Annotated in this window: 16 protein-coding genes and 1 tRNA gene; 15 read left to right on the top strand and 2 right to left on the bottom strand. The window is 50.6% G+C overall.

The genetic code is table 11. From position 1 onward, the window contains the following. Positions 1–18: 18 nt before the first annotated feature. Both ACTQ3K_RS08205 and ACTQ3K_RS08200 read right to left on the bottom strand, forming a co-directional pair. Entirely contained in the window at positions 19–807 is a 789-nt protein-coding gene (locus ACTQ3K_RS08205; protein WP_441567144.1) for an ABC transporter permease, read from the bottom strand. Continuing rightward, positions 800–1,567 (bottom strand): ABC transporter ATP-binding protein, encoded by a 768-nt coding sequence (locus ACTQ3K_RS08200; protein WP_441567142.1) that lies wholly within the window; start codon positions 1,565–1,567, stop codon positions 800–802. Before ACTQ3K_RS08200 ends, ACTQ3K_RS08205 begins: the two co-directional genes overlap by 8 nt. A gap of 122 nt (positions 1,568–1,689) precedes the next feature. Here ACTQ3K_RS08200 and ACTQ3K_RS08195 point away from each other — a divergent pair. The 15 genes from ACTQ3K_RS08195 (at position 1,690) to ACTQ3K_RS08125 (ending at position 18,909) form a co-directional block, all read left to right on the top strand. Continuing rightward, a tRNA-Thr gene (locus tag ACTQ3K_RS08195) sits at positions 1,690–1,762 on the top strand. 258 nt (positions 1,763–2,020) lie between these two features. Beyond that, a complete protein-coding gene (asd, locus tag ACTQ3K_RS08190) occupies positions 2,021–3,112 on the top strand; it encodes an aspartate-semialdehyde dehydrogenase (protein ID WP_441567140.1) in 1,092 nt (363 codons plus the stop codon). A 243-nt stretch (positions 3,113–3,355) separates the two neighbouring features. Then, positions 3,356–3,778: an IS200/IS605 family transposase gene (tnpA, locus tag ACTQ3K_RS08185; protein WP_441567138.1), complete on the top strand. Its 423-nt coding sequence runs from the start codon at positions 3,356–3,358 to the stop codon at positions 3,776–3,778. Next, positions 3,778–4,875 (top strand): IS200/IS605 family element RNA-guided endonuclease TnpB, encoded by a 1,098-nt coding sequence (gene tnpB / locus ACTQ3K_RS08180; RefSeq protein ID WP_441567136.1) that lies wholly within the window; start codon positions 3,778–3,780, stop codon positions 4,873–4,875. Before tnpA ends, tnpB begins: the two co-directional genes overlap by 1 nt. A 252-nt stretch (positions 4,876–5,127) precedes the next feature. Next, a complete protein-coding gene (locus ACTQ3K_RS08175; RefSeq protein WP_441567134.1) occupies positions 5,128–6,726 on the top strand; it encodes a xylulokinase in 1,599 nt (532 codons plus the stop codon). A gap of 110 nt (positions 6,727–6,836) precedes the next feature. Beyond that, the gene (locus ACTQ3K_RS08170) at positions 6,837–7,361 is read left to right on the top strand and encodes a spore maturation protein (protein ID WP_441567132.1); all 525 of its coding nucleotides are present in this window, start codon (positions 6,837–6,839) and stop codon (positions 7,359–7,361) included. A 144-nt stretch (positions 7,362–7,505) separates the two neighbouring features. Continuing rightward, positions 7,506–7,967 carry a MarR family winged helix-turn-helix transcriptional regulator gene (locus ACTQ3K_RS08165; protein ID WP_441567130.1) on the top strand — a complete coding sequence of 154 codons (462 nt, stop codon included), beginning with the start codon at positions 7,506–7,508 and terminating at the stop codon, positions 7,965–7,967. 14 nt (positions 7,968–7,981) lie between these two features. After that, on the top strand, positions 7,982–9,733 hold the full coding sequence (locus ACTQ3K_RS08160) for an ABC transporter ATP-binding protein (RefSeq protein WP_441567128.1): 1,752 nt from the start codon (positions 7,982–7,984) through the stop codon (positions 9,731–9,733). Further along, on the top strand, positions 9,723–11,735 hold the full coding sequence (locus tag ACTQ3K_RS08155; protein ID WP_441567126.1) for an ABC transporter ATP-binding protein: 2,013 nt from the start codon (positions 9,723–9,725) through the stop codon (positions 11,733–11,735). Before ACTQ3K_RS08160 ends, ACTQ3K_RS08155 begins: the two co-directional genes overlap by 11 nt. A 104-nt stretch (positions 11,736–11,839) precedes the next feature. After that, positions 11,840–13,453 carry a phosphoenolpyruvate--protein phosphotransferase gene (gene ptsP, locus ACTQ3K_RS08150; RefSeq protein WP_441567124.1) on the top strand — a complete coding sequence of 538 codons (1,614 nt, stop codon included), beginning with the start codon at positions 11,840–11,842 and terminating at the stop codon, positions 13,451–13,453. Positions 13,454–13,617: 164 nt separating this feature from the next. Continuing rightward, entirely contained in the window at positions 13,618–14,379 is a 762-nt protein-coding gene (locus ACTQ3K_RS08145; protein WP_441567122.1) for a CpsB/CapC family capsule biosynthesis tyrosine phosphatase, read from the top strand. A gap of 55 nt (positions 14,380–14,434) precedes the next feature. Beyond that, complete coding sequence (locus ACTQ3K_RS08140) at positions 14,435–15,172, top strand: YveK family protein (RefSeq protein WP_441567120.1); 738 nt, start codon at positions 14,435–14,437, stop codon at positions 15,170–15,172. Positions 15,173–15,177: 5 nt separating this feature from the next. Next, complete coding sequence (locus ACTQ3K_RS08135; RefSeq protein WP_441567118.1) at positions 15,178–15,987, top strand: CpsD/CapB family tyrosine-protein kinase; 810 nt, start codon at positions 15,178–15,180, stop codon at positions 15,985–15,987. Between the two features lie 301 nt (positions 15,988–16,288). Continuing rightward, positions 16,289–17,740, top strand: coding sequence for a sugar transferase (locus tag ACTQ3K_RS08130; protein WP_441567116.1), 1,452 nt, complete (start codon positions 16,289–16,291; stop codon positions 17,738–17,740). A gap of 20 nt (positions 17,741–17,760) precedes the next feature. Beyond that, positions 17,761–18,909: a glycosyltransferase family 4 protein gene (locus ACTQ3K_RS08125; RefSeq protein ID WP_441567114.1), complete on the top strand. Its 1,149-nt coding sequence runs from the start codon at positions 17,761–17,763 to the stop codon at positions 18,907–18,909. Positions 18,910–19,075: the final 166 nt, after the last annotated feature.

Below are 19,075 nucleotides of genomic sequence, written 5' to 3'. Positions count from 1 at the left end.
GTACAGCAAAGCGGTGCGTTAATGTCGTTTCTCCAGCAGCGTGATCAGCCGGTAAAAGCCCATGGACAGTACGCAGAGGATCACAATGCTTAAAATCACCAGATCCAGCTTGAATACCTGGCTTCCGTAGATGATGAGATATCCGAGCCCTTTGTCGGCAGCAAGAAATTCTCCGATGATAACCCCCACCAGGCAGAGTCCGATGTTGACCTTCATGTTGCTGATCAGCAGAGGCACAGCGCCGGGGAGCAGTACCTTTCCCAGCACATCGCGTTTTGTTCCGCCGAGGGTGTAAATCAGCTTTACCTTGTCGGGGTCCATGGACTGAAAGCCTGTGTGGAGAGTCATAACGGAGCCGAACACGGCCACAGAGACGGCGGCGACGACGATGGTTTTTACATTGCTGCCCAGCCATACGATGAGCACCGGGGCCAGGGCGGATTTCGGAAGGCTGTTGAGCATGATCAGAAACGGCTCCAGCACACTGGCGGCAGCCGGAAACAGCCACAGAAGCATGGCGCCGGAGATCCCGATGACAGTGACCAGAAGAAAGCTTACGATGGTTTCAGCCAGGGTTACGCCGGTATGGAAAAAAATACTGCCGTCCCGTGTCATGGCCCAGAAGGTCTTTGCCAGACGGGACGGACTGCTGAAGATGAAATCGTTTAACAGGCCGGTATCGGCGGTCAGCTCCCAGATCCCCAGAAACAGAAAAAACAGGGCAAGCTGAGCCATAAGGATCCGCCGCTTCCGTTTCCGGCAGGAACGCAGATAAGCGGCCTGGGCGGGTGAGATCGTGTTATTCATGAGTTTTTAACTCCTTCCAGATTTCTTCAAAATACCCGGAAAACAGCGGAGAGCTGCGCCTTGCCAGAGGGGAGGCACAGTCGGGGCCGAAGGAAAGCGGCAGGATCCTCCGGACACGGGCCGGGCGGCTGGAAAGGATCACGATCCGGTCTGCCAGGGTGATGGCTTCTGCCAGATCGTGGGTCACAAGGACCGCAGTTTTATGCTCCCGCTTGAGAATGCCGCCGATGTCATCACCCACCTCCAGTCTTGTCTGATAGTCCAGAGCAGAAAAGGGCTCGTCAAGAAGCAGGATATCCGGCTCCAGGGCCAGTGTCCGGATCAGGGCGGCCCGCTGGCGCATTCCGCCGGACAAGGCCGAGGGCGGCGCTTCCCGAAAGGCAGAAAGACCGTAGGTATCCAGCATGGTATTGACGGCACGGCGGTTTTTCGCGGTATCCTGTCCGCGGATCTCCAGTCCCAGCCGCACATTGTCATAGACCGTCCGCCATTCAAACAGATGATCCCGCTGGAGCATGTAGCCGATGTTGGCACCGGAGGTTCCCTGAGGCTTTCCGAACAGCCGGATCTCGCCGGATTCCGGGGTCAGAAGTCCGCTGATCAGCGACAGGAGCGTGGTTTTTCCGCAGCCGGAGGGACCGACGACGGCGAGAAATTCACCGGGCAGCACCGAGAGAGAAATATCCTCCAGGGCTTCGGTCTCCCCGGACTGGGTATGGTAGGAGAAACAGACATGTATCAGTTCAAGGATTGGTTCCATTGGATTCCTCCTGAAACAGCTATGCTGTATTATATGAATCGCGGAGAAAATGGTTGACAAAAGGCCGGCGCATATAGTATATTAGATACGTTGAAAACATACCTTATGGTATTATAGTTTATGCTTCCGTGGCTCAGTTGGTAGAGCAATTGATTCGTAATCAATAGGTCACCGGTTCAAGTCCGGTCGGGAGCTTGCGAAAAGAGAAACCAGCGAAAAGCCTTGAAAAATAAGGGTTCGCTGGCTTTTTCGTTATATCGGCATATCAGCAAAAAGGCGGTCTAAATGTGAGATCGTTGATTTTACAGGAGCGGATGTTCCTGTTTTTTATTTAAAACAAAAAAACACTTGCAATTTCCTTTGTTTTGGTGTAGAATACGCAGAGAAAAAACAAATGTGCGTGTGATAAAGACACGTCACTGCAGATAACAGTAAGACGAGGAGAAAACCGAAATGGAAATGAAAGAAAAGCTCAAGGTTGGCGTCTTAGGCGCAACCGGTATGGTAGGACAGCGTTTTGTATCCCTGCTGGCAGATCACCCCTGGTACGAAGTAACCGTGGTTGCAGCCAGCCCCAGAAGCGCGGGAAAGACTTATGAAGAAGCCGTTGGAGCCCGCTGGAAACTTGACAATCCCATGCCTGAAAATGTAAAGAAGCTGGTCGTTAAGGATCTTCATAACATTGAGGAAGTCGTTGCTGACGTAGACTTCGTTTTCAGTGCAGTTGACATGACGAAGGATGAGATCCGTGCCATCGAGGAGGCTTATGCAAAGGCTGAGGTTCCCGTGGTTTCCAACAACAGCGCACACCGCTGGACACCGGATGTTCCCATGATCATTCCGGAACTGAACCCGGAGCATGCAGAGGTGATCGAGTTCCAGAAGAAGCGTCTCGGAACAAAGAGGGGCTTTGTAGCGGTAAAGCCCAACTGCTCCATCCAGAGCTACACACCTGCGTTCCATGCGCTTCGTGAGTTCGGTGTCAAGAGCGCTCTGGTAACAACCTACCAGGCAATCTCCGGTGCAGGAAAGACCTTTAAGGACTGGCCGGAAATGGTTGACAATGTGATCCCTTATATCGGCGGCGAGGAAGAAAAGTCCGAGCAGGAGCCGTTAAAGATCTGGGGTAAGATTGAAGACGGTGTGATCAAGAAGGCAGAAGGCCCGATCATCACCTCTCAGTGTCTGCGTGTTCCCGTAACAAACGGTCACATGGCAGCAGTATTTGTAAACTTTGACCGGAAGCCTACGAAGGAAGAGATCCTGGATCGCTGGAAGAACTTCTCCGGCGAACCTCAGAAGTTAAACCTTCCCAGCGCTCCCAAGCAGTTCTTACAGTATTTTGAGGAGGATAACCGTCCTCAGACAAAGCTTGACAGAGACTATGAACACGGCATGGGCGTATCCCTTGGTCGGCTCCGTGAGGATACCCTGTTCGATTACAAGTTTGTAGGTCTTGCACATAACACCCTGAGAGGTGCAGCTGGCGGCGCAGTACTCTGTGCAGAGCTCCTGACTGCAAAAGGCTACATCACAAAGAAGTAAGAAACAACAAAACCCTGTGTAACAATGACGCCCTGAAAGAGGCTTCCGTCTGTTTCGTAAAAGAGACAGTGGAGGCTTCTTTTAATTATGCGGAACCCACCTGCTATTTTGTTTATCCAATGCGTCGTAAAACCCTGTGCTTTAGCTATGGGGATATAAGACGCGTCCATCGAATTTACGCAAGTAATCGAGATGGACAAAATAGTGGTTGTATTAAATAAAAAAATATAATATAATACAAACATGAATACAACATATAAATCAAACAACAATGTCGTCTATTCGTGCAAATATCATGTAGTATGGTGTCCCAAATATAGACGAAAAGTATTAACCAATGGTGTAGATACCAGGTTGAAGGAGCTGCTCACAGAGTATGCTGCAAATCTTTCTGTAGAGATTCTGGAAATGGAAATCATGCCGGATCATGTTCATATGCTGCTGGAAGTAGACCCTCAGTTTGGTATTCACAAAGCTGTAAAATCTTTCAAAGGCTATACTTCCAGAATTTTAAGACAGGAATTTGCATATCTTAAAACTAAGATGCCGACGCTTTGGACAAACAGCTATTTTGTATCGACGGTGGGTGGTGCTCCGCTGGAAGCAGTAAAACAGTATATCGAAAACCAGAAAACATCGCAGAGACAAAAGGACAAGATGGGATAATGCAAAAAGGGATCAAATTCAGGATTTATCCGAATAAAGAACAGAAAGCCTTCATCCACCAGACGCTGGGATGCTGCAGGCTCATCTACAACCGGGGACTTGCCATGCGTAAGGAAGGCTATGAAAAAGGGGAAAAAATCGGCTATGGACAGACATCTGCTATGCTGACGGAACTGAAAAAGCAGGAAGCGTTTGCTTTTCTGAAAGAAGCCGATTCCATTGCGTTACAGCAGTCTTTGCGAGATCTTGACCGGGGATTTGTAAATTTTTTTCAAAAAAGAGCTTCCTATCCAATGTTCAAAAGCAAACATAACCGGTTTCAGTCATACAGAACGGTAAATCAAAAAGACAACATTCGTATCGTGGGAAGATATATCAAACTTCCGAAACTCGGATATATTAAAGTGCGTCAATCAATGGAAGTGGGAAAAATCCATCACGTAACCATTGAGCATACGCCATCAGGAAAATATTTTGCAGTTCTGAATGTTGAATTTGAACCAGAACCGCGACCTGATCAGGGTGGAACGATCGGGATTGATGTTGGGATCAAAGCATTCTATTCTGACAGCAACGGAAATACAGTAGCGAATCCCAAATATCTGGAACGCTCAATGAGAAAACTTGTAAGGGAACAGCGCAGACTTTCCCGAAAAGAGAACGGTTCCCATAACCGGGATAAGCAGCGGATTCGGGTTGCCAGAGTACATGAAAAAGTAACGAATCAAAGAAATGATTTCCTGCAGAAACAGTCAACGATACTGGTGCGCGAAAACCAAACCATCTGCATCGAAGACCTGCATGTGAAGGGAATGATCCGGAATCATAAACTGGCAAAATCCATAGCCAGTGTTTCGTGGGCAAAGTTTTTCGAAATGCTGGAATATAAAGCTGCATGGTACGGAAATGAAATCCGCAAAGTACCAACGATGTATCCGAGCAGCCAGACATGCAGTTCCTGTGGCTATCGGAATCCGCTGGTGAAAAATCTGCGCATTCGTATCTGGGAATGTCCCAACTGTCATGCAGTTCATGACCGGGATACGAATGCAGGCATCAATATTTTGAAAAAAGGACTGCAGCTTCAGCCTACATAAAGATAAGAAAACTGTACCGCAGGGCATACGGGAACAGTATAAATATAGCTTGTGGACATCGTGTAAGACATTACAGTACCGTAAGGTATTTGCTAATGCAGTGGTGGAAGAAACGGGAATCCCCCTGCTTTAGCTGTGGGGAGTGTCAATTAGTGCTTTCAAGAACGGGAAAAAAATGGTATTCTATAATCAGGTTTCAAATAACAGAACAACGCGGTCCAATGCACCGCAGAAAGAGAATGGGGAGAGGTTATGACAGCAGAACAGGCAAAAAAGGAACTACAGGAAGGAAGGGCATTTCTGGGAATCGAGTTCGGTTCCACCAGGATCAAGGCGGTAGCCATCGGAAGTGATTTTACACCCATCGTCCAGGGCGGACATGAGTGGGAAAACCGATATGAGGGCGGCTACTGGACGTATTCTCTGGAGGACATCTGGGACGGGCTTCAGGACTGCTACCGGAAGATGGCAGAGGAGGCAAAAAGGGTTTACGGTGTGACTGTGACCTCCTTTAAGGCCATGGGCTTCAGTGCCATGATGCACGGCTATATGGCCTTTGACAAGGCGGGAGAGCTTCAGGTTCCGTTCCGTACCTGGAGAAACGGCACTACCGGAGAGGCAGCAAAAACGCTGATCCCGTTATTTGAGTATAACATTCCGGAGCGGTGGACCATTGCTCATATTTATCAGGCCATATTAAATAAAGAGGAGCATGTTTCCCGCCTGGATTATGTAACGACTCTTGCGGGCTATATCCACTGGAGACTGACCGGAGAGCGGGTACTGGGCATCGGCGATGCGTCCGGCGTCTTCCCCATCGATTCGGAGACCGGGGATTATGATCAGTCCATGGTGGATAAATTTGATACACTGGTAAAGGAAGATGGACTGTCCTGGAAGCTTCGGGAGATCCTTCCTGAGGTGAAATCCGCCGGAGAGAGCGCAGGTGTTCTGACGGAGGAGGGTGCGGCCCTTCTGGATCCCACCAAAACGCTGAAGGCCGGAATTCCCGTATGCCCGCCGGAGGGCGATGCCGGGACCGGAATGGTGGCTACCAACAGTGTGAAGAAGCGCACCGGAAATGTTTCTGCCGGAACCTCGATTTTCGGTATGATCGTTCTGGAGCGGGCCCTCAGCAGGGTTTATCCGGAAATCGACATGGTGACAACGCCCGACGGCGCACCGGTGGCTATGGTTCATGCCAACAACTGTACCTCTGACATCAATGCATGGGCCGGACTCTTTAAGGAATTCGCGGAGGCTCTTGGCGCACCGGCTGATATGAACACCATCTTCCCCTTATTATATGGAAAGGCTCTGGAAGGCGAGCCGGACTGCGGCGGACTGCTTTCCTACGGTTATCTGTCCGGTGAGTTCCTGACTCACTGCGAGGAAGGACGCCCCTTATTTGTCCGGACACCGGAGAGCCAGTTCACTCTCGGCAACTTCATGAGAACCCATCTCTACTCCGCACTGGGCGCATTGAAGATGGGCATGGAGATCCTGGAAGGAGAGCAGGTCGGTGTCGATGAAATTCTGGGCCATGGCGGCTTCTTTAAGACTAAGGGCGTCGGACAGAAGCTTCTGGCGGCAGCCATGAACACAGAAATTTCCGTAATGGAGACAGCCGGTGAGGGCGGTGCCTGGGGCATTGCGCTTCTGGCGGCATATCTGACCGAGAAAAAGGACGGAGAGACCCTTGGAGCATTCCTGGATGACCGGGTATTTGCCTCCATGGAAAAAGAAAAAATGAGTCCCGATCCGGAGGACGTAAAGGGCTTCGCAGTATTCATGGAGCACTACAAAGAAGGACTTGCCATCGAGCAGGCAGCGATCAAACGTTTAGCGTAAAACTCAGAGACGAAACCAGATCCCCAGGAAGCGGATTTAGTTTTGATTCTCAGAATAGAATCCAGGACTTCCCCGTATATTATGAAGATGATATGCGGGGAAGTTTTATTATGATGATCCGGATCTCCCAGCTCATGATCCCTCTTGTGACACTGGCCGTGGTGCTGTCTGGGCTGCGGGCAGGACGACCGGTGTTTGAGGACTTTATCCGCGGCGCGAAAAAAGGACTTCGGACAGCGGCTGAGATCGCGCCGACGCTTTGCGGACTCATGGCCGCCACCGGCCTCCTGCGTGCGTCCGGATTTCTGGAAACCCTGGGGAAGACCGTGGGAAAGCTGATCCCAGAATCCATTCTGCCCTCCCAGGTGCTGCCCGTCTTTTTTGTGAAGCTGTTTTCCTCCTCGGCCGCCACCGGCCTTGCCCTGGATGTATTTCGGGAAAACGGTCCCGATTCCCTGGCCGGAATGACGGTTTCGCTGCTTCTTAGCTGTACCGAAACGGTATTCTATACCATGAGCCTTTACTTCATGAGCATAAAAGTCACAAAAACCAGATACACCCTGGCAGGGGCACTGACTGCCACCCTTGTCGGAGCTGCCGGAGCAGTCATCATGGCCCATTACCTGTGCGGATAAAACAGCCGCCAGAAGTGATTTTATTGCAGAATTAGACAGATCCGGCGTATATCCTGTCAATAAAAATTCATCCTTGACATTGCTCCTCCCCGGTGCTAGAATGTTCGGAGTCGAACTGTTAGGACTCGAACAAATGGAGGGGATATGTCAGAAGAGAAAGAGGTAAGACACATCGGTCTGGAGATCAACCGGACCTCCAAGCGGATCCATCGCTATATCGCAGCCATGTCATCCGTGGAATATGCCAACGAGATGACAGGCATGCATGCCTGGATCCTGCGGTTTTTATACGAACACCGGGAGGAAGAGGTTTTCCAGAAAGACATCGAAAAACGGTTTGATATCCGCCGGTCGACGGCTACGGGATTACTGCAGCTTATGGAGAAAAACGGGCTGATCTACCGGGAACCGGTGTCCTATGACGCCAGACTCAAGCGGATCATTATGACAGAAAAGGCAGTCTCCATTCATGCTTCGGTAGAAAGCGAGATCGATTCCATGGAACGGCAGATCTCCAGGGATCTGTCTCCGGAGGAAATCGAGACCTTGAGCTGTTTACTGGAAAAGATCCGGAACAATCTCCGGACAGAACACTGTGAGAACTAGGAAGAGGTGACCGTATGATTAAGAAACTTGCATCCTGTATCAGACAGTACAAACGGGATTCCGTTTTAGCCCCGATCTTCATTGTCGGAGAGGGCTTCATGGAGGTTGTGATCCCTCTGTTTATGGCGAGGCTCATCGACAGCGGGATTGACAAAGGCTCCATGCCGGCGATCCTGCGCTATGGGCTGATCCTGGCGGTGTGCTGCATGATCTCGCTGGGCTTCGGAGTCCTTGCGGCGCGGTTTGCTGCGAAGGCGTCTGCCGGATTTGCCGGAAACCTGCGCCATGACATGTACTATAAGGTACAGGAATATTCCTTTGGCAACATTGATAAGTTTTCAACGGCAAGTATTGTGACCAGAATGACAACGGATGTGACTAACGTACAGAACGCGTTTCAGATGATCATCCGCATGGCAGTCCGTGCGCCGATCCTGCTGGTCTTTGCGCTGATCATGTCCTTTACGGTAAATACTCAGCTGGCGCTGATCTACCTTTGTGTGATCCCCGTGCTGGCACTGGGGCTGTATCTGATCGTGACCCATGCACATCCGCTGTTCGAGCGGGTATTCAAAACCTACGATAAGCTGAACATCGTTGTACAGGAGAATCTTCACGGGATCCGCGTGGTGAAATCCTTCGTCCGTGAGGATCATGAAAACGAAAAGTTCGGAAAGGTATCCGACAGCATCTATAAGGATTTCAAAAAGGCAGAGCGCATCGTAGCATTTAACATGCCACTGATGCAGGTGGCTGTTTATACCTGTATGCTCTTAATCTCCTGGATCGGTGCCCGTCTCATTATCGGCAGCCACGGAATGGCAGGCGGTATGACCACCGGTCAGCTCATGAGTATGTTCTCTTATACCATGCAGATCCTCATGAGCCTGATGATGCTGTCCAATGTGTTTGTCATGATCATCATTTCCAGAGCCTCCGCGGAGCGTATCGTGGAGATCCTGGAGGAAGAGAGCGATATCAAGAATCCGGCCTCTCCGGTTATGGAGGTGGCTGACGGTTCCGTGGTTTTCGACCATGTGGATTTCAGCTATGCCGGTGATAAGAACAAGCTGTGCCTGTCAGGAATCAATCTTTCTATTCAGTCAGGAGAGACGGTGGGGATCATCGGAGGAACCGGTTCGTCCAAGAGCTCCCTGGTGCAGCTCATTCCAAGACTGTATGACGCCACCTGCGGACAGGTGCTGGTCGGCGGACGAAATGTGCGCGACTATGACCTGGAGGTGCTGCGAAATCAGGTAGCAATGGTGCTCCAGAAGAACGTGCTGTTCTCCGGAACGATCAAAGAAAATCTGCGGTGGGGCAATCCGGAGGCATCGGACGGGGAGCTTGTCCATGCATGTGAGCTTGCTCAGGCGGATGGCTTTATCCGCGAGTTCCCCAACGGGTATGACACCTACATCGAGCAGGGCGGTTCCAATGTGTCCGGCGGCCAGCGCCAGCGTCTCTGCATTGCCCGGGCCTTATTAAAGAAGCCGAAGATCCTGATCCTGGACGATTCCACCAGTGCGGTGGATACGGCAACAGATGCCATGATCCGAAAGGCATTTCGGGAAGAGATCCCCGATACCACAAAGTTCATCATTGCTCAGCGGATCTCCTCCGTGGAGGATGCCGATAAGGTCATTGTTCTGGACAGCGGCCGTGTCTGCGGCTTCGGAACGCCGGAGGAGCTGTTAAAGACCAACGAGATTTACCGGGAAGTTTATGAATCTCAGACGAAAGGAGGAAGCCGGAATGGAAAATAAGAAAGAAGCCGTACGAGAAGCAAAAATGACGGGACACGGCGGCAGGAAGCCCGGCGCGGCACCGAAGGGCATGAAGCTTAACTGGGGAACGGCCAAAAGGCTCTTTGCCTACATTGCCGGAGAAAACAAGGCGCTGTTCGCCGTGGTACTGGTCTGCATTTTCCTGAGCACCATCGCCAACGTGGCAGGCTCCCTGTTCCTCCAGATCCTCATCGATCAGTACATTGAACCGCTTCTTCTGGAAGCATCGCCGGTGTTTGACGGACTGGTCCGTGCCATCCTTACCATGGCAGGCATCTATGTGATCGGCGTCTGCTCCACCTTCCTTTATAACTGGTTTATGGCAGGCATCTCCCAGGGTGTCCAGAAGCGGATCCGTGACGATATGTTCGCCCACATGCAGACTCTGCCGGTGCGCTACTTTGACACCCATACCTTTGGCGATGTCATGAGCCATTATACCAATGACATCGATACCCTGCGGCAGATGGTGTCCCAGAGCTTTCCCCAGCTTCTGTCCTCCTGCATGACCATTGTCATGGTGTTTGCCGCCATGCTTTACACCAGCGTGTATCTGACGTTGTTTATCCTGGTGACGATCAGCTGCCTGCTATTTGTTACAAAAAAGGTGGCGGGAAAAAGTGCCGGCTTTTTTATCCATCAGCAGCGTTCCCTCGGTGAGGTCAACGGCTATATCGAGGAGATGATAAACGGACAGAAGGTCATTAAGGTGTTCTGTCATGAGGAAGAGGCAAAGGAAGAATTCGACCGGAAAAACGATGAGCTGTGCATGAACGCGGCAAAGGCCAACGGCTATGCAAACACCCTCGGTCCCATCGCCATGAATCTGGGCAATCTCCAGTATGTGCTGCTGGCCGTGTTCGGCGGTCTCCTTGCGGTTAATGGTGTGGGAGGACTGACCCTTGGCGCCATTGCATCCTTCCTTCAGCTTTCCCGAAGCTTCACCATGCCCATCAACCAGATGTCCATGCAGATCAATGCCATCATCATGGCTCTTGCCGGTGCCGAGCGGATCTTTGCTCTGACCGATGAGAAGCCGGAGGCAGACGATGGATATGTAACCTTAACAAGGATCTGTCTGACGGAGGATGCACCGGAGCAGTACCATGAAATTTATCAGACCGGAGAGGGCAGCGAGGGACTTCCGGAGCAGATCCCCGCGCAGTATGTCAGAGAAACAACGGAGCGGAGCGGTATCTGGGCATGGAAGCATCCCCACGAGACCGGCGAGGTCACCTATACCAGACTGACCGGTGATGTGCGGTTCTTTGATGTGGATTTTGGCTATGAGCCAAATAAGACGGTGCTCCATAACGTGAGCCTTTATGCAAAGCCCGGCCAGAAGATTGCCTTTGTCGGAGCCACAGGAGCCGGAAAGACCACCATCACCAACCTGATCAACCGGTTTTATGATATCGATGACGGGAAGATCCGCTATGACAATATCAACATCAACAAGATCAGAAAGCAGGATCTGCGCCGTTCCCTCGGAATTGTGCTCCAGGATACGAACCTGTTCACCGGAACGGTCATGGAAAACATCCGTTACGGACGTCTGGACGCCACTGACGAGGAGGTGCGCCAGGCAGCGAAGCTTGCCAATGCAGACGATTTCATCAGCCGTCTGCCCCAGGGCTATGATACGATGCTCACTGACAACGGTGAGGGACTTTCCCAGGGCCAGCGCCAGCTTCTCTCCATTGCGAGGGCAGCCGTAGCCGACCCGCCGGTTATGATCCTGGATGAAGCAACCTCCAGCATCGATACCAGAACAGAAGCCATCGTTCAGAAGGGCATGGACAGCCTTATGAAGGGGCGTACCGTGTTTGTCATCGCCCACCGGCTTTCCACCGTAAAGAATTCCAACGCCATCATGGTGCTGGAGCATGGACGGATCATCGAGCGCGGCGACCACGAACAGCTCATTGCCCAGAAGGGCAAGTATTACCAGCTTTATACCGGTGCATTTGAACTGGAGTAAATGACATATCTGTGGTAAAATAGAACCACACCAGGACAGGCTGCCCCTGCCGGAAGGATCCGGTGCGGGCGGCCTTTTCAGCAATCAGGCGGAGGGGACGTATCATGGAAGTATATCATGGAAGATCACTGGGAAAAGGTATCGCCATCGGAAAACTGTTTTTCTACCAAAAGCAGGAGAGAGCCGCTCATGTGCAGGAGCCGACCGATCTGGAGCGGGAGCTGTTCCGCTACCGGGAGGCGAAAAAGCAGGCAAAGGCAGAGCTGGAAAAGCTCTGTAAAAAGGCCAGGGCGGACATGGGCGAGGAAAGCGCTGCCGTTCTGGAGGCACAGATGATGCTTCTGGAAGATGAAAGCTTTGACAGCTCGGTATTCCGGCTTCTCTGCTCCGGAACGATCTGCGCTGAGGACGCCGTATCAGCTGCAGGAGAAGAATTTTTCAGCCAGTTTTCCGCTATGGAGGACGACTATTTCCGGGAACGTGCCGTGGACGTCCGCGATGTGGCAGACCGCCTTGTAGCGGCGCTGGAGGGAAGAAGCTGTGGAAATTTCCCGGAAACGGAGCCGGTCATCGTGGCTGCGGAGGAGCTGGTGCCCAGTGAGACCGTTCAGATGGACAAATCAAAGCTGCTGGCGTTTGTGACAGAGCGTGGCTCCGAAAATTCTCATACGGCAATCCTGGCCCGTACCATGAATCTTCCGGCCATCAGTGGAATCCAGGTGCGCCCGGAGTGGAACGGGCGTCTGGCTGCCGTGGACGGTAAGAAGGGGATCCTTTATCTGGATCCGTCACCGGAAGTGCTGGAAGCCTTAAAGGAACAGCAGCTGGAAGCAAAAAAGCGTGTCAGGCAGTTACATCAGTTCAGAGGCAGAAAAACGATTTCAAAAAGCGGAAAGGAAATCAGGCTTTATGCCAACGTGGGGAGCGTTTCCGATGTGAAGGCTGCCCTGGAAAACGATGCGGAGGGGATCGGTCTGTTCCGCAGCGAATTTTTATATCTGGAAAAGGGGGATTTTCCCACAGAGGAGGAATTATTCTGTGCCTATAAAACGGCGGCGTCCATGATGGACGGAAAGGAAGTGATTATCCGTACGCTGGATATCGGCGCCGACAAGCAGGCCGGCTATTTTGGTCTGGAGCAGGAGGAAAATCCGGCCATGGGCTGCCGTGCCATCCGTCTCTGCCTTCTGCGTCCGGAGCTTTTCAGGACCCAGCTGCGCGCCATCTACCGCGCCAGCGTCTTTGGAAATCTTTCTGTCATGTATCCCATGATCATTTCCGTGGAGGAGCTGTCCCGAATCCGTGTCATTACAGAAGAGGTCAAGGAGTCCCTCCGGAGCGAAAAGCTTCCATATAAAGAAATCAGGCAGGGCATCATGATCGAAACTCCGGCCGCCGCCCTGATCAGTGATCTGCTGGCGAAAGAGGTGGACTTTTTCAGTATCGGAACAAACGACCTCGGACAGTATGCCATGGCCATCGACCGTCAGAATCCGACACTGGAAGCCTTTTATGATTCTCACCACCCGGCGCTGCTTCGTATGATCCGGATGACCGTTGAAAACGGACATGCCGCCGGCTGTCTGGTCGGGATCTGTGGAGAGCTGGCAGCAGATACCAGCCTGACGGGACAGTTTCTGGAAATGGGTGTTGATGAGCTTTCCGTCGCGCCGGGAACAGTTCTGAAGGTAAGAAAAGCCGTGGTGGAGCATGAGTAGGGCAGAAATCAGAAAAATAAGCCGGCCTTAACTGGCCGGCCAAAACGGTAAAATTCTTTTATTTTCGGAAACCAGGGGAATCCGTTGACAAAAGATGTCGAACTATGTATAGTTATAGTAACAGGGTATGGTATATTCTTAAAAAATCAGAATTGGCGAGGAAAATGAAGGAAGGAAAGACAGACGCTACCGGAGGCATAAGAGGATTTATCGACATACATAATCATGTATTACCTGGCCTGGATGACGGAGCACAGTCACTGGATCAGGCTCTTTTTATGCTCAGACAGGCGGTTTCACAGGGAATGACAGGGCTGATCGCCACCTCACATTTTAAGCCGGACCGTTATATCCGGGAGAGGGAGCTGTATGAACAGCAGTTTCAGTTACTGGAGGAGACTGCCGGAAAAGAATTTCCGGGATTCCGGTTTTACCGGGGCAATGAAATTTTCTTTTACCAGGATGTCATAAAAGAACTGCGGACAGGCGTTTGTCATACACTGGCAGGAACAGACTATGTCCTGGTCGAATTTTCACCGGTGCAGCAGTATCCGTATATCCGAACTGCAGCAGAGCTTCTTGGAGAAGAAGGCTATCGACCGGTAATCGCACATGCAGAGCGTTATAATGCTCTGGAAGAAGATATGGACCGGGTCTGGGAGCTGCGGGATCTGGGAGCCTTGATCCAGGTCAATGCAGGCGCTGTGGAAAAGGGCGGGAAACGGTTCGGAAAAACATTTATCCGGAGGCTTCTGGAGGAAGAAGCAGTACATTTTCTGGCAACAGATGCCCATAATGAGACAAACCGGGCGTTCCGGCTGGAGCCGTGCCTGAAGAATCTGAGAAAATGGTGCAGTTATTCCTATATTCGGAGAATTACCGGGATCAATCAGAGAAAGCTTCTGGAAAACCAGTATATCGAGTAAGGGATATATATATATGGAAAGAATGAAACAGAAATAAAGAAAAGGATTTGGAAAAATGGAACAGAGAGAGAAAACAAAAGGGGAAGAGGAACGGGAGATCGATCTGCGGGAAGTGTTTTTCGCCCTCTGGAGAAGAAAGTGGAGGATTATTCTGGTTACTGTCGCCTTTATGGCAGCGGCATGGGGAATCACCGAGTATCTGATTACGCCCATTTATGTATCCAGTGCAAAGATCTATGTGCTGAACCGTCAGAATCAGGACAGTGTGGCGACAAATTCGGATCTGTATGCGGCGACCCAGCTGGTAAACGATGCGAAGGTAGTTGTGACAAGCCGCTCAGTTCTGGAGCAGGTTCAGAAAAATTTAAATCTGAATATGAGTGCTTCCGGGCTGGATTCCATGATCAGTGTCGGAACGAGCAGCGATACCAGAATTCTGACGATTTCGGTCAGCAGTCCCAGTGCATCACAGGCACAGGCCATTACCGATGAGCTGGTAAAGGTAAGCTGTAAAGAAGTAGAAGATAAGATGGGCGTGGAGAGCATGAATATCGTGGACAGTGCGAGTCTTCCGACAGCCCCCTCCAGTCCCAGTAAAAAGAAAAATATGATGCTGGCAGGAGCCATCGGCTTTGTCCTGTCCTGTGCGCTTGTTCTGCTGTTCTATTTCCTGAACGATAAGATCAAAACGGCAGAGGATATTGAACGTTATCTCGGAATGAGCTGTCTGGGCATGATTCCCATCGATCCGGACATGCAGGAAAAGGGAAAAAAGAAAAAAAGGAGTAAATAGGGGTTATGGCAGTGAAGAGTCTTAATTCAGCCGGGAACACCGGAACCGGAAGCGTATCAGACAATACACAGAGAATCGTTACGAAGACTGCAAACCGGAGTACACAGACGAACCTGAACATGCCCCGGAGACAGAACGGTGATTTTAAGGTACGGGAGGCGTTCCGTGCCCTGCGCAGCAATATCCAGTTCTGCGGCAGTGAGTTTAAAACCATCGTCCTTACGAGCTGTATCCCTAATGAGGGGAAAACGTATGTATCCATGATGTGTGCGGAAGCCTTTGCGGAGCTGGACAATAAAAAAGTCCTTCTGATCGATGCAGATCTCCGAAAATCCGTGCTGAAAAAACGGATGCGTATGAACAACCGGAAATCCAAGGGCCTCAGCCATTTCCTTTCCGGGCAGGCCTCTCTTTCGGAGGTTATTGTCCCCAGCGACCGGGTCGAAAACCTGGATATTATCTTTGCCGGCCCGTATCCGCCGAACCCGTCGGAGCTTCTGGCAGGAGATATGTTCCGCTTAGGGCTTCAGAAGCTTCGTAACAAGTATGATTATATCATTATCGACGCACCGCCCATCGGAAGCGTGATCGATGCAGCGATCATTGCGAAAGAGGCAGACGGTACGGTCATGGTTATCGCAGCCAATACGGTAAGCTACCGTCTGGCCCAGGGTGCAAAGGAGCAGCTGGAAAAGACCGGCTGCAGGATCCTGGGAGCGGTACTGAACCAGGTAAATGTAAAAGAGTCCAAGTATTACGGTAATTATTACGGAGGCTACTATGGGAAATATTATGGCAGCTACTACGGGGACTAGAAGAACCGGAATAAAAACAACAAACCTCTAAAAAAATTTAGGGGGGGGTAAACGTATGAGGAACAAATCAGATGGAAAGAATTTATGGATTTATGAAATTCAGAAGAAGTTATCCTGCAAGACAGCAGTAAACAGGCTGTCTCTGATTTCCTGTACATATCAAGCATACGACATCCAGTTATCCGCGGGGAAATTGCCACGCGGGTATCTTTGTATAAAGAAAAAACTGCGGATCGGACAGAAATGATGGCCGGACAGACAGAAAGCATCTGGAAAAACAGCAGAAGAAACGAGGAATATCATGTACAGGAAAGATTCAGGAGAATGGTTAAAGCATATTGATTTTATTCTATGGGACATGCTTTGCCTGCAGGCAGCATTTATACTGGCTTATCTGTTCAGCGGATACGGCTGGAATCCCTATGAGAGCATTTTATACCGCAGCATGGCGATTTATCTGGGACTGGCGGATCTGATCGTGATCTTTGCCTGGGGAACCTTAAAGGGGGTTGTGTGGCGCGGACATTACCGGGAGTTTCTGGTGGTGCTCCAGCAGACGGTTATTTTAGGTGTTGCGACACTTGTATATCTGTTCTTATTGCAGGAAGGTCATCTGTATTCCAGAAAAGCGCTGCTCTGGTTTGTGTGCCTGTATCTGGGGATCAACTATATTGTCCGGGAGCTGTGGAAGCTCAGCCTTCACCGGAGAAGGAAGGACAACGGAAGGAAATCGCTTTTGATCGTGGCAACAAAAGATTCCGTGGAACAGGCCATTAAACAGGTACAGGAGCATAATATTGCAACATATACGATCATCGGAGCGGCAGTGATCGATGCAGCATGGACCGGACGCTCCATTCGTGGAATTGATGTCGTAGCCAATGCGGAAACTCTTTCAGACTATGTCTGCCAGGCGTGGGTCGATGAAATCCTGATCGTTGTATCAGACGAGCTACCTTACCTGCAGTCTCTGATCAGTCAGCTGACAGAAACCGGTGTGACGATCCATCTGAGTCTGGCAAAGACCGTGGAGCTTCCCGGAAAGAAACAGTTTGTGGAGAAGATCGGCGGCTATACCGTTTTAACGACAAGCATGAATTATGCTTCCGCAGGGGAACTGCTCATAAAACGTCTCATGGATATTCTGGCGGGAGCGATTGGATGCATTGCCACGGCGGTCATTTTTGTTTTCGTGGCACCGGCTATCTGTATCAGTTCTCCCGGCCCGGTCTTTTTCGCTCAGGAGCGTGTGGGGAAAAACGGAAAGCGGTTCAAGATGTATAAATTTCGCAGCATGTATCTCGATGCGGAGGAGCGGAAGGCAGAGTTAATGAAAGACAACAAGCTGGGTGACGGAAAGATGTTCAAGCTGGACTTCGATCCACGTGTCATCGGAAACAGGATTCTTCCGAATGGCAGGAAGAAAACCGGCATCGGCGATTTCATCCGCCGCACAAGCCTGGATGAATTCCCCCAGTTTTTCAATGTCCTGAAGGGCGATATGTCCTTAGTGGGAACCAGACCGCCGCTGATCTCCGAAACGAACCTTTATGAGCCGCACCATCATGCCAGACTGGCCATCAAGCCGGGAATTACCGGTATGTGGCAGGTAAGCGGCCGGAGCGACATAACGGACTTTGAGGAAGTTGTCGATCTGGATAAGGAATATATCAGCAACTGGAATATCGGACTGGATATCAAGATCCTTCTGAAAACCATACTTGTGGTGTTTCGGAAAGAAGGATCGGTGTAGGTAAAGGAACTATACAGAGTATGAGAGAAAAAGCAAAACCGATGCGTATTGCCATGTTCGGACACAAACGGATTCCCAGCCGTGAGGGTGGAATCGAGATTGTTGTAGAAGAGCTTTGCACAAGGATGGCGGCGGCCGGAAGCCGTGTCGTCTGCTATAACCGTGCCGGGCATCATGTGAGCGGCGCCCAGTATGATGCCGGAAAAAAGAAGGAGTACAGGGGTGTCCGTCTGAAAACGGTCCCCACCATTGAGAAAAAAGGAATGGCAGCCGTAAGTGCTTCCTTTTTTGCAGCGTTATGCAGTGCATTTGGCCCTTATGATGTGATCCATATCCATGCAGAGGGACCTGCATTCTTTTCCTGGATTCCGAAACTGTTCCGTAAACGGGTAATCGTAACGGTCCATGGACTGGACTGGAACCGTGAAAAATGGAAGCATGGCTTCGGATCAAAGTTTATTCACAAAGGCGAAAAATATGCAGTGAAATATGCGGATGAGATTATTGTTTTAAGCCGGGGCGTGCAGGAATATTTCAAAAAAACCTATGGAAGAGATACGCGGTTCATCCCCAATGGCGTGAGCCGGCCAGAATATCAGCCTGCCGATACCATCACCGGGAAATTCGGACTGCATAAGGATTCTTATGTGCTGTTTTTAGGACGCCTTGTCCCGGAAAAGGGGCTGCGTTATCTGATCAGTGCATTTAAGCAGGTCAAGACGGATAAAAAACTGGTGATCGCAGGCGGAGCAAGCGACACGGATTCATTCGCACAGGAGCTGAAGGAACTGGCAAAGGAGGATGAACGGATCCTGTTTACCGGATTTGTGCAGGGACAGCTGCTGGAGGAGCTGTACAGCAATGCTTATCTTTATACACTGCCCTCGGATCTGGAGGGTATGCCGTTAAGCCTTCTGGAGGCCATGAGCTATGGAAACTGTTGTCTGGTATCGGACATTCCGGAATGTGCGGAAGTAGTAGAGGATAAAGCACTGCTTTTTAAAAAATCAGATGTAACGGATCTGAGAAATCAGTTACAGGAAGCGTGTGATAACGCCTCTCTTGTGAAACGGATGAAAGAGCAGGCGGCTGATTATATCTGTAACAAATATAGCTGGGAAGATGCAGTGAAACAGACGGAAGCGTTATATAGGAGTGACAGAGCGTAGATGAAGGTATTGATGATCAATAATCTCCTCTAACCGAACGCAGGTGGTGAGATGTACATAGTGAAAACGCTTGAAAAATAGCGCATTTACGGCATTTTTCGAGAGATGGGTGAAGCTGCAAGAGCAGTTTTTATCTCGCTACCTAGGTTCAGTAACAGCAGATGAA

The sequence above is a fragment of the Candidatus Paralachnospira sp. LCP21S3_A2 genome (assembly GCF_052118925.1).
Classification (GTDB): domain Bacteria; phylum Bacillota; class Clostridia; order Lachnospirales; family Lachnospiraceae; genus Lientehia.
The sequence above is the reverse complement of the archived record's forward strand: the minus strand, read 5'-3'. Positions and strand labels throughout refer to the sequence as shown.

Excerpts from the sequence above, each read along its gene's own strand:
- ACTQ3K_RS08205 (WP_441567144.1), bottom strand. The coding sequence starts at position 807 with ATGAATAACACGATCTCACCCGCCCAGGCCGCTTATCTGCGTTCCTGC.
- ACTQ3K_RS08200 (WP_441567142.1), bottom strand. The coding sequence starts at position 1,567 with ATGGAACCAATCCTTGAACTGATACATGTCTGTTTCTCCTACCATACC.
- asd (WP_441567140.1), top strand. The coding sequence starts at position 2,021 with ATGGAAATGAAAGAAAAGCTCAAGGTTGGCGTCTTAGGCGCAACCGGT.
- tnpA (WP_441567138.1), top strand. The coding sequence starts at position 3,356 with ATGAATACAACATATAAATCAAACAACAATGTCGTCTATTCGTGCAAA.
- tnpB (WP_441567136.1), top strand. The coding sequence starts at position 3,778 with ATGCAAAAAGGGATCAAATTCAGGATTTATCCGAATAAAGAACAGAAA.
- ACTQ3K_RS08175 (WP_441567134.1), top strand. The coding sequence starts at position 5,128 with ATGACAGCAGAACAGGCAAAAAAGGAACTACAGGAAGGAAGGGCATTT.
- ACTQ3K_RS08170 (WP_441567132.1), top strand. The coding sequence starts at position 6,837 with ATGATGATCCGGATCTCCCAGCTCATGATCCCTCTTGTGACACTGGCC.
- ACTQ3K_RS08165 (WP_441567130.1), top strand. The coding sequence starts at position 7,506 with ATGTCAGAAGAGAAAGAGGTAAGACACATCGGTCTGGAGATCAACCGG.
- ACTQ3K_RS08160 (WP_441567128.1), top strand. The coding sequence starts at position 7,982 with ATGATTAAGAAACTTGCATCCTGTATCAGACAGTACAAACGGGATTCC.
- ACTQ3K_RS08155 (WP_441567126.1), top strand. The coding sequence starts at position 9,723 with ATGGAAAATAAGAAAGAAGCCGTACGAGAAGCAAAAATGACGGGACAC.
- ptsP (WP_441567124.1), top strand. The coding sequence starts at position 11,840 with ATGGAAGTATATCATGGAAGATCACTGGGAAAAGGTATCGCCATCGGA.
- ACTQ3K_RS08145 (WP_441567122.1), top strand. The coding sequence starts at position 13,618 with ATGAAGGAAGGAAAGACAGACGCTACCGGAGGCATAAGAGGATTTATC.
- ACTQ3K_RS08140 (WP_441567120.1), top strand. The coding sequence starts at position 14,435 with ATGGAACAGAGAGAGAAAACAAAAGGGGAAGAGGAACGGGAGATCGAT.
- ACTQ3K_RS08135 (WP_441567118.1), top strand. The coding sequence starts at position 15,178 with ATGGCAGTGAAGAGTCTTAATTCAGCCGGGAACACCGGAACCGGAAGC.
- ACTQ3K_RS08130 (WP_441567116.1), top strand. The coding sequence starts at position 16,289 with ATGTACAGGAAAGATTCAGGAGAATGGTTAAAGCATATTGATTTTATT.
- ACTQ3K_RS08125 (WP_441567114.1), top strand. The coding sequence starts at position 17,761 with ATGAGAGAAAAAGCAAAACCGATGCGTATTGCCATGTTCGGACACAAA.